The 6,000-nt window shown below is 62.1% G+C and carries 7 protein-coding genes; 6 read left to right on the top strand and 1 reads right to left on the bottom strand.

Annotation, left to right across the window (positions count from 1 at the left end; all coding sequences use genetic code 11):
* Window positions 1-100 precede the first annotated feature (100 nt).
* Window positions 101-676 carry a lytic transglycosylase domain-containing protein gene (locus Q9295_RS17130; protein ID WP_306681807.1) on the bottom strand — a complete coding sequence of 192 codons (576 nt, stop codon included), beginning with the start codon at window positions 674-676 and terminating at the stop codon, window positions 101-103.
* 411 nt (window positions 677-1,087) lie between these two features.
* On the opposite strand from Q9295_RS17130, the gene ssb reads away from it, so the two are divergent.
* The 6 genes from ssb to Q9295_RS17100 all read left to right on the top strand — a co-directional run bounded on the left by ssb (window position 1,088) and on the right by Q9295_RS17100 (window position 5,739).
* Complete coding sequence (gene ssb, locus Q9295_RS17125; protein ID WP_306681804.1) at window positions 1,088-1,633, top strand: single-stranded DNA-binding protein; 546 nt, start codon at window positions 1,088-1,090, stop codon at window positions 1,631-1,633.
* A gap of 221 nt (window positions 1,634-1,854) precedes the next feature.
* The gene (locus tag Q9295_RS17120) at window positions 1,855-2,220 is read left to right on the top strand and encodes an SUF system Fe-S cluster assembly protein (RefSeq protein WP_306681802.1); all 366 of its coding nucleotides are present in this window, start codon (window positions 1,855-1,857) and stop codon (window positions 2,218-2,220) included.
* Between the two features lie 109 nt (window positions 2,221-2,329).
* Window positions 2,330-2,725, top strand: a complete 396-nt coding sequence (locus tag Q9295_RS17115; RefSeq protein ID WP_306681801.1) for a HesB/IscA family protein — start codon at window positions 2,330-2,332, stop codon at window positions 2,723-2,725.
* A 102-nt stretch (window positions 2,726-2,827) separates the two neighbouring features.
* Window positions 2,828-3,574, top strand: a complete 747-nt coding sequence (tpiA, locus tag Q9295_RS17110) for a triose-phosphate isomerase (RefSeq protein WP_306681800.1) — start codon at window positions 2,828-2,830, stop codon at window positions 3,572-3,574.
* A 41-nt stretch (window positions 3,575-3,615) separates the two neighbouring features.
* Window positions 3,616-4,548, top strand: coding sequence for a DMT family transporter (locus Q9295_RS17105; protein WP_306681799.1), 933 nt, complete (start codon window positions 3,616-3,618; stop codon window positions 4,546-4,548).
* A 9-nt stretch (window positions 4,549-4,557) separates the two neighbouring features.
* Window positions 4,558-5,739, top strand: coding sequence for a cytochrome P450 (locus Q9295_RS17100; protein WP_306681798.1), 1,182 nt, complete (start codon window positions 4,558-4,560; stop codon window positions 5,737-5,739).
* The last annotated feature ends 261 nt before the right edge of the window (window positions 5,740-6,000 follow it).

Raw genomic sequence — 6,000 nt, 5'->3', positions numbered from 1 at the left:
TCAAAATCGCCGCCGAGTAACAAAAAGCCCGGCCAAGGCCGGGCTCCCCGCCGCGCGGCGCAGCGCTGCAAAGCAGACCGGGGCAGAGCCCCCTCTTCCTTTAACCAAGGATCGCCTTCACATAGGCCGTCGTCTCGGCATAAGGCGGCACGCCGCCGTGCTTTTCAACGGCCCCCGGCCCTGCGTTATAGGCCGCAAGGGCAAGGTTCCAGCTGCCGAATTTATCATACATCATACGAAGATAGCGCGCGCCGCCTTCAAGGTTTTGATGCGGATCATTAATATCGACGCCCAGTGTCTTCGCCGTGCCCGGCATCAGCTGCGCAAGGCCCGTCGCGCCCTTATGGCTGACCGCACTTGGGTTCCAGCCGCTCTCACGCTGCACCAGCCGCAAGAACAAATCCTCGGGGATCGCGTGTTTGCGCGCCAGCTCTTTGGCCACCGCCAAATATTGGCCTTTGTAATTGCCGCGGAACTTCGGCACCACGACACCGCCCTCTTCGGCGGCAACTTTGCCCGCCTTATACTCTGGCGTCAGCTTCACCGAGCCGGAGTATTGCCCGGCCAGCCGCCCATCCAGCAAAGCGCTTTGGCTTTTGAAAACGCTGGAGCGGTTCTTTTTGCCTTGAAACACCAGCCCTTCCGCAAAAGCAGGTGCAGCGGCAGGGATCAGCATGGCGCCCGATAGGCAAACTGCCACAAGCGCGCGAAGAGCGGCGCCTTGAACCCCAAAAACAAAGCGATGGCGCGTGGTCACGTCTGTCTTCCCTCGCAATCGAAACCGGCTTGGAAACAATATCCTAAAGGCCAAGCAAGATCAAAGCTGGCGAAATTCCGGCTCTGGCAATCGCGGGCACTATAATCGGCTTTGCTCGGCTTTCCAGTGCGAACTGCCAAAAGCCGCTTCGCCGCGGCGATTGCATAAGCAAAGCTCCGCCGAGCCGCTGCCGCCTCCCGACCGCCCCGTCAAGATACCGCGCCGGTTGCGGTGAGCCGGGGGCAGGTGTAGAGATTTTAGCAACGGAACCGAAGCAAGCCTTCGTCCTTCACGGAATCAGACCAAAAATCGAAAAATAAGAGGTGCGATATGGCGGGCTCGGTCAATAAGGTGATCATCGTTGGCAATCTTGGCCGCGACCCCGAAGTGCGCAGCTTCCAAAATGGCGGCAAGGTGGTAAACCTTCGGATCGCCACCTCGGAAACCTGGCGCGACAAGCAAACGGGTGAGCGGAAAGAGCGCACGGAATGGCATTCGGTTGCCATTTTCAACGAGGCTTTGGGCCGGATCGCCGAGCAATATCTGCGCAAAGGCAGCACGGTCTATATCGAGGGCGCGCTTGAGACCCGCAAATGGCAGGATCAATCCGGCCAAGACCGTTACACCACGGAAATCGTGCTGCGCCAGTTCTCGGGCAACCTGACGCTTTTGGGCGGGCGCGGTGATGGCGGCGGCGGCCAAGCTGGCGGCCAAGGCGGTTATGATGATCGCGGTGGCTATGATGATTACGGCAGCCAAGGCGGTGGCGCCCAGGGTGGCGGCCGTGGCGGCTATGGTGGCGGCTCGGGCGGCAGCCAAGGCGGCGGTCAGGGCGGCGGGCGCGCCTCGGATATGGATGACGAGATCCCGTTCTGATCCATAGCCATTGCGCAAGGCGAAAGCCCTGCCCCGCTGCTGATCTACGACTATAGACGGATAACCTAAGGGCCGCCCCAGAGCGGCCCTTTGCTTTGACCAGTCCCAACCGGGTTTCGCGCCAGGTTCAGCCGTTGCATCCAAGCCCCCCAGCGCCTCTGGACCTCTGCTCTCAAAAAACCTATATAAACACTCAACAACAGCCGCAGGACCATAAGACCATGCAGGATCATATGCAGGAAACGGTCGAGGGAGCCCCTCTGATCAAGCCCTCGAGCACCGACCATCCGCTTTACGACAGCGTGGTCGAAGCCTGCCGTTCGGTCTTTGACCCCGAAATCCCGGTCAATATCTTTGATCTTGGTCTGGTCTACACCATTGAGATCAACGCCGAAAATGATGTCCAGATCACCATGACTCTGACCGCTCCGGGCTGCCCGGTGGCTGGCGAGATGCCGGGCTGGGTCTCGGATGCGGTTGAGCCTTTGGCGGGTGTGAAATCGGTTGAGGTTTTGATGACCTTCGATCCGCCTTGGGGCATGGAGTTCATGTCCGACGAAGCGCGGCTTGAGCTTGGCTTTATGTAAGAGGCAGGCGCGCGCCTTCATGGGGCGCGCTGCTGTCTTGCGCGGTTGGGGCTGCTTGAACTTGCCCCCCTGCGGGATTACCTTTCAGGCAAGGTAAAGGAATTCCAAAATGTTCGGCATCCCCGGCAAAGCCGCAGTCACCATCACCCCCGCAGCGGTGAAACAGATCGCGCGTTTGATGGCGCGCGACGGGCGTCAGGGCCTGCGCATTGGCGTCAAGAAGGGCGGCTGCGCGGGGATGGAATATACGATGGATTACGTCTCCGAGGTGAACCCCTTGGACGAGGTGGTCGAGCAGGATGGTGCAAGGGTGATGATCGCGCCGATGGCGCAGATGTATCTCTTCGGCACGGTGGTCGATTACGAAAGCAGCCTGCTGGAATCGAAGTTCGTCTTCCGCAACCCCAATGTGGCCGAGGCTTGCGGCTGCGGCGAGTCGATCAGTTTTAAAGAGGCCGGCAGCCCGGCGTCTGACGTCACCCCCTCGGGCGTGCCCAAGCTTTAAGCTGCGCCGCCCTTCCGCGCCCCCCCGCGCCGCGCTGATCTTTCCCTTCCCAGACCGCAGCCGCTGCGCTAGGGCTGTGTCAGTCAGATTAAGGGGGGCACCATGCGCAAATTGGCCGCAGGCAATTGGAAGATGAACGGCTCTGCCGCGGCTTTGGCCGAAGTACAGGCGCTTTTGGCAAGCCACCCTGCCCCCCTATGCGACATGCTGCTTTGCCCGCCAGCCACCCTTTTGGCGCAAATGGCCGCGGCCTCTGCAGGCTCGGCCCTGTTGGTGGGTGGGCAGGACTGCCACCCCAACACTGCCGGCGCCCATACCGGCGACATTTCAGCGCCCATGCTGGCCGAGGCGGGTGCCTCGATGGTCATCTTGGGCCATTCCGAACGGCGCGCCGATCATGCTGAGAGCGACGCTTTGGTCTGCGCCAAGGTCAAGGCGGCTTGGACCGCAGGCCTTACCGCCATCATTTGCCTTGGTGAGACCGAGGCCGAGCGCGACAGCGGCACCACATTGCAGGTTATCGCCACCCAATTGGCAGGATCGGTCCCCGAGGGCGCCACCGCCGCCAATACAGTGCTAGCCTATGAGCCGGTCTGGGCCATCGGCACGGGCCGCACCCCCAGCCTTGAACAGATCGCCGAAGTGCATGGCTTTATGCGCGAAAAGCTGACCGAGCGTTTCGGCGTTGAGGCCAAGGACATGCGGCTCCTCTACGGCGGCTCGGTCAAACCCTCGAATGCGGCCGAGATTTTCGCTGTCGCCGATGTGGACGGCGCCTTGGTGGGCGGCGCAAGCCTTAAGGCCGCTGATTTTGGCGCGATTGTCGCAGCCCTTGCCGCCACGATCTAGCCCGCATTTTCCTTGCCCTTTTATTGAATGCCTAAGCCCAAATGACACATGCCCTTGCCCGCCCGACCAGCAGCCTGATGGTCGCCAATGTGATCTGCATGGCCTCGATGCTGATTTGGTCCACAGGGATCCCTGCGGCGGACCATCTGATCCCGCTGCTGGGCGCCGATCAACTCGCCGCCGCTCGGATGGGCTTTGCCGCCGCTGCGGTATTGCTCTTTTGGCTGTTGCGTGAAGGCTTTGGGCCGATGTTGCAGGTCAATTGGCTCAAAGGCATCGCCATTGGCAGCTTGATTGGCCTGGCCGGGTGGTTCTTGATCTTGGGTCAAGCCCGTGGAGGGGCGATCACCGCCGCTGTGGTTTCCGCCTCGATGCCAGTGGTCGGCATCGCGCTTGAGGTGGTCTTCGACAAGCGCCGCCTGACGGCAGCTGTGATCCTTGGGCTGGTGCTTTCGGTTTTGGGGGCTGCAATGATGCTGGACCCAAGCGGTAAAGCGGGCTCGGGGCTGACCATGCTCATAGGGGTTGGGCTTTGCTTTGCCTCGGTGTTGACCTTCACCACGGGCTCGCGGCTGACCGTGACCGCCTTCCCCGACCTTAGCCCGATCGGGCGCACCGGCGTAACGCTCACCGGCGCTGCCGTAGCGATGAGCACCGCAGCCGGGTTGCAATGGTTCATGGGCGGGGCTGCACCGGAGCTGTCTAACTGGGGCTGGCCCGAGCTTGGCACCTTGCTGCTTTACAGTGTCGGAGCCCTTGGCGTCAGCCAGGTCCTGTGGATCATGTCGGTCGAGCGTTTGGGCATTGGCCTGTCGGCGCTGCACATCAATGCCGCACCGTTCTATGTCATGCTGATCCTGTTCGCCCTTGGCTCGGCGTGGAATTGGTGGCAGGCCTTTGCCGCAGCGATCGTGGCAATTGGCGTGCTGATCGCCCAAGGCCTTGTGCCGCTGCCCTCCTTCTTCCGTCGTTGAGTTCCTGTGATGATCACTCTGCACCAATCGCCCACCGATCCTGACTTCGTTCAAAACCCTTACCCGTTTTACGAACGCGCCCGCGCGGCTGGCCCCTTCTTCCGCTGGGAAGAGTATGACCTGATCTGCACCGGCAATGCCGCTGCCGTCAGTGCCATCTTCCGCGACCGCCGCTTTGGCCGCGAAACCCCGGCCGAGTTGGTGCAGCCCTTCCCCGAGCATCTGCGCCCCTTCTACGCGGTCGAGGCGCATTCGATGCTGGAGCTTGAACCGCCGCGCCACACCCGGCTGCGCGGGCTCGTGCTGCGCGCGTTCACCTCGCGCCGGATCGCGGCCCTCGCCCCCGAGATCGAAGCGCTGACCGATGAACTGATCGCCAACTTCCCCGAAGGCCCCTTCGACCTTCTGGAGCATTTCGCCCAACCCCTGCCGGTGCGGATCATCGCCCGCCTCCTTGGCGTGCCCGAAGAGATGGCCCCCGATCTGCTGCGTTGGTCCAATGCGATGGTCAATGTCTATATGGCCAGCCGCACGCGTGAGACCGAAGATCGCGCCGCCGCCGCAACTGAGGCTTTCGTGGCCTTTATGCGCAGCTATGTCGAAGAACGCCGCGCCCGCCCGGCCGATGATCTCATCACCCATCTCATCGCCGCCGAGGCCGAGGGAGAGCGGCTCTCGACCGATGAGCTGATCTCGACCTGCATCCTGCTGCTGAACGCCGGCCATGAGGCAACGGTGCATACGATCGGCAATGGGGTGAAAACCCTTCTGGAACACCGCACGCCTTTGTCCGCGCTTGGCCAAGATGCGATCGCCGGAACGGTGGAAGAGATCCTGCGCTACGATCCCGCACTCCATCTCTTCACCCGCTGGGTCTATGAGGATGCCGAGGTGATGGGGCATCAGTTCAAACGCGGCGATAAAGTGGCCCTGCTTCTTGCCGCCGCGAACCGCGATCCCGGCCCCTGGGAAGACCCCGGCCGCTTCCGCCCCGAGCGCCGCGTGCAGCCGATGGCCACTTTCGGCGCCGGCTTGCACTTCTGCGTTGGCGCCCCCTTGGCACGGCTTGAGCTGCAAATCGCCTTGCCGAAACTCTTCGCCGCCTGCCCCAGCCTCCAGCTGGCTGCCCCTCCGCGCTACGGCGATGTCTATCACTTCCACGGCCTCGAGAAGCTGATGGTATCGCGTTAAGGCCAAGGCCGGGGGTTTCACACCCCCGGACCCCCGTGGGATATTTAGGGACAGAAAATGAGCAGAGAGATCCTCGCGGCTTAACTCTTCCTTAAGCTTACGATGCGATCACGGGCTTACGGTACAGGCGGGGACGCCGATGACCGTGGCAGGAAATGGCACTCCGTTCTGTGGACACAGGACGGAGTGTTCTCATTTTCTGTCTTGTAAATATCCCGGGGGTCCGGGGGCTGGCCCCCGGCCCGGCCAGAACAAAGTGCG

The sequence above is a fragment of the Pseudogemmobacter lacusdianii genome, assembly GCF_030848395.1.
GTDB classification, from domain to species: Bacteria; Pseudomonadota; Alphaproteobacteria; order Rhodobacterales; family Rhodobacteraceae; genus Pseudogemmobacter; species Pseudogemmobacter lacusdianii.
The sequence above is the reverse complement of the archived record's forward strand: the minus strand, read 5'-3'. Positions and strand labels throughout refer to the sequence as shown.

What these genes read in the sequence shown, in the direction of transcription:
- Q9295_RS17130 (WP_306681807.1), bottom strand. Translation starts at nt 676, where the DNA reads ATGCTGATCCCTGCCGCTGCACCTGCTTTTGCGGAAGGGCTGGTGTTT.
- ssb (WP_306681804.1), top strand. Translation starts at nt 1,088, where the DNA reads ATGGCGGGCTCGGTCAATAAGGTGATCATCGTTGGCAATCTTGGCCGC.
- Q9295_RS17120 (WP_306681802.1), top strand. Translation starts at nt 1,855, where the DNA reads ATGCAGGATCATATGCAGGAAACGGTCGAGGGAGCCCCTCTGATCAAG.
- Q9295_RS17115 (WP_306681801.1), top strand. Translation starts at nt 2,330, where the DNA reads ATGTTCGGCATCCCCGGCAAAGCCGCAGTCACCATCACCCCCGCAGCG.
- tpiA (WP_306681800.1), top strand. Translation starts at nt 2,828, where the DNA reads ATGCGCAAATTGGCCGCAGGCAATTGGAAGATGAACGGCTCTGCCGCG.
- Q9295_RS17105 (WP_306681799.1), top strand. Translation starts at nt 3,616, where the DNA reads ATGACACATGCCCTTGCCCGCCCGACCAGCAGCCTGATGGTCGCCAAT.
- Q9295_RS17100 (WP_306681798.1), top strand. Translation starts at nt 4,558, where the DNA reads ATGATCACTCTGCACCAATCGCCCACCGATCCTGACTTCGTTCAAAAC.